Below are 3595 nucleotides of genomic sequence, written 5' to 3' on the forward strand. Positions count from 1 at the left end.
GAGCCGCCTCCTCCCGAGCCGCCCCCTCCGCCCCGCTTCGACGTGGTGGAAGCGGGCGAGGACCGCCCCGGCGGAGCCACCAGCGTGACGGTGACGGGCGCGAGCGCCTTCACCCAGCCGGCGGCCAACCTCGGCCTGGCCCGGCGCGCCGAGTTCTTCGTGGGCGAGTCCGTCTTCGAGGCGGACTGGGTGCGCGCGCCCAGCACCTCGCAGCAGGACCGGGACGGCCTGGGCCCCCTGTTCCACTCCGTCTCGTGCCTCGCCTGCCACCTGGGCAACGGCCGCGGCCGTCCGCCCGAGGGCGACGAGGTGGCGGACACGCTGCTCGTGCGCCTGTCCATCCCGGGCACCGGCCCCCACGGCGAGCCCGTGCCCGAGCCCACCTATGGAGACCAGCTCCAGCCCCGGGGCATCCCCGGCGTGCCCGCGGAGGGGCAGGCGCGGGTGGAGTGGACCGAAGTCCCGGGCACCTTCGCGGACGGCGAGCCCTACACGCTCCAGTCCCCCACGCTGGTGCTGACGGACCTGGCCCACGGGCCCCTGTCGGCGGACACGATGATGTCCGCGCGCGTGGCCCAGAACATGGTGGGCCTGGGCCTTTTGGCGGCCATCCCCAACGAGACGCTGCTGGCGTGGGCGGACCCGGACGACGCGGACGGCGACGGCGTGTCCGGCCGGGTCAACCGCGTGTGGAACGGGCGCACGAACCGCGTGGCGCTGGGCCGCTTCGGGTGGAAGGCCAACCAGCCGGACATCGAGCACCAGAACGCGTCCGCGCTGCTGGGCGACCTCGGCCTCACCACCACGCTGTTTCCAAAGGACACGTGCACCCAGGCGCAGGCCGTGTGCCTCGCGGCGCCCCACGGCGGTGAACCCGAGGTGACGGACCGGCAGCTGACGGCGCTCGACTTCTACTCGCACACGGTGGCGCTCCCCACGCGCGCGGGCGTCGACGACGCCCGGGTGCTCCAGGGCAAGGCCGTGTTCCACCGCGTGGGCTGCGCCAGGTGCCACAAGCCGTCGGTCACCACCGGCACGCTGGAGGGCTACCCGGAGCTGTCCGGGCAGCTCATCTGGCCGTACTCGGACCTCTTGCTGCATGACCTGGGAGAGGGGCTCGCGGACGGACGTCCGGACTTCCTCGCCAGCGGCCGCGAGTGGCGCACTCCGCCCTTGTGGGGCCTGGGCCTGACGCGGACGGTGAGCGGACACTCGCGCCTGTTGCATGACGGACGGGCGCGCACGCCGCTGGAGGCCGTGCTGTGGCACGGGGGCGAGGCCGAGTCCTCGCGCGAGCAGGTGAAGGCGCTGTCGCGCCAGGAGCGCGAGGCGCTGGTGGCCTTCCTCGACTCGCTCTGAGTCAGGCGCGGGCGACGGGGGGGCCGCCCAGGGGCAGGCGCACGCGGAACGTGGAGCCCTCGCCGGGCGTGCTGTCCACGGACACCTGACCGCCGTGCGCCTCGACGATGCGGCGCAGGCGGTACAGGCCCAGCCCCAGGCCGCCGTAGTGCCGCACCGGCACCGCGCGCTCGAAGCGGCGGAACAGCCCGTCCACCCGCTCCGGGGAGATGCCGATGCCGTGGTCCTTCACCACCAACGTGGCCGTGGCGTCCTGCTGCTCCAGCGCCACCTCCACGGGCCGGCCCGGGCCGAACTTCATCGCGTTGGACAACAGGTGGCGCACCACCTGCCCCAGCCGGGCGCCGTCCCACCGGCCCGGCGTGGGCGGCAGGGGCCCGAGCACCAGCTCACACCCCGCCCTCGCCGCGGCCGGCTCCGAGCGCGTCACCGCGTCACGCACGACGTTGGACAGGTCCACCACCTCCAGCTGCAGCCTGGGCGGTCCGCCCTGCGCCTGGGACACGTCCAAGAGCGACTCCACCAGGTCCGACATCCGCTGCACCTGACGGTCCGCGGCCTCCAGCGCGCGCTCCAGCCGCGGCGCCGCCTGGGCCGCGCCCAGCATGCGCAGCGCCCCTTGCGCGCCCTGCACCCGCAAGCGCAGCGCGGCCAGGGGCGTTCTCAGCTCGTGCGCCGCCACACTGAGGAAGTCGTCGCGCACGCGCACCGCCTCGTTCGCCTCGCGGTAGAGCCGCAGCTGCTCCGTCACGTCGCCGATGATGCCCGCCATGCGCACCGGCCGGCCCTGCTCGTCGCGCAGCGCGCGCCCCCGTCCCACGCACGAGCGATAGCCGCCCGTGGCGTGCCGGAGCCGGAAGGCCACGTCGTACGGCGCCCCGCGCTCCAGGTGCTCCGTCATGGCCGCGAGCACGCCGGCGCGGTCCTCCGGGTGGAGCAGCTCCACGAAGGCGTCGTGCGTGCCGGCGAACGTCTCGGGCGTCAGCCCCAGCATCTCCAGGAGGCGCGGGCTCCAGTACAGCGTGCCCCGCCGCAAGTCCCAGTCCCAGATGCCGTCGTAGGAGCCCTCCACCACCAGGCGGAAGCGCTCCTCGCTCTCGCGCGTGCCGCGCTCCGCCTGTTCGAGCAACCCCACGCGCCGCTCCAGCTGGCGCACCATCCGGTACAGGTGGTCCTCGGTGTTCAGCTCCAGCGCGGGCCCCACCGGCGGCGCGGGCCCCAGCGGCGTGGGCGGCCCGGCCTTCAGCGCGCGCAGCAGCACGCCCACCAGCTCGTCCCCGTCCTGCGCGCGGCGCACGAAACCGTTGGCCCCCACGTTGTGGGCCATGCGCAAATCCAGCTCGTCCGGCGTCAGCGCGTGCGTGAGGATGACCGGCACACGCGCGAAGCGCGACTCCTGCCTGAGCGCCATGCACAGCTTGTAGCCGTCCATGCGCGGCATCAGCGCGTCCGCCAGCACCACATCGGGCCGCCGCCTCCTGGCGACCTCCAGCGCCTGCATCCCGTCGTCCGCGGACACCACCCGGAAGCGGAAGGGCACCATCATCAGCTGCAACAGCTTGCGCGACACCGGGTCGTCGTCCGCCACCAGCACCAGCGGCCGCGCCTCCGGGGGGCCCTCCTCCGGCACCACGCGCCGGACCTTCTCCACCAGCCCGCCCAGGGACAAAGGCCGCCAGAAGAAGCCGGTGAGCGGCAGCGCCAGCGTGCGCACCACTTCCTCCTCGGCGGGGAAGGCCCGCACATACAGGCCCACCGACGCCGTCTCCAGCGCGCGGCGGAACGTCTCCAGCGCCTCCCTGCCAGCCGCCAGCACGCCCGCCGCCGCCACCACGAGCAACACCGGCTGCGTCACCAGGACCGAGGCGGCCGCCGCCACGTCCGCCAGGGCCACGACCTGCCATCCCTGGCTCTCCAGCGCGAGCACCTGGAGCTCCCGGGCCACACTGGCTTCTTCGATGAGCAGGAGACTGGGCTTCGTCACGGCGAGGGGGACCCGGAGACACGAGCAACAGGGCCTGTCGAGGCCCCGACGGAACGACAAAGGCGCAAGTGTGGGCACTCGTCGCTCCCAGTCAAGGCGCGCGGGGTGGACTGTTCGCCGGTCCAACACCCGCCGTCGCCCTCCAGGCGACCCCAGGGGGCCCTCCCCTCCTCTTCCCAGCGGACGCTCGCGACAAGAACACCTAGGATGCTTTTACAACTCAGATACGAAATGAAACCCCGCCCGCCACCC

Annotated in this window: 2 protein-coding genes; one reads left to right on the forward strand and one right to left on the reverse strand. The window is 73.8% G+C overall.

All coding sequences use genetic code 11. From position 1 onward, the window contains the following. Window positions 1–1359 (forward strand): di-heme oxidoredictase family protein (locus FL311_RS41900; RefSeq protein WP_141333204.1); only part of this gene is annotated, 1359 nt, incomplete at its 5' end. A gap of 1 nt (window position 1360) precedes the next feature. Here the strand turns inward: FL311_RS41900 and FL311_RS41905 are convergent. Continuing rightward, window positions 1361–3343: an ATP-binding protein gene (locus tag FL311_RS41905; RefSeq protein WP_141333205.1), complete on the reverse strand. Its 1983-nt coding sequence runs from the start codon at window positions 3341–3343 to the stop codon at window positions 1361–1363. Window positions 3344–3595: the final 252 nt, after the last annotated feature.

Source organism: Myxococcus sp. AB025B (assembly GCF_006518215.1).
GTDB classification, from domain to species: Bacteria; Myxococcota; Myxococcia; order Myxococcales; family Myxococcaceae; genus Myxococcus; species Myxococcus fulvus.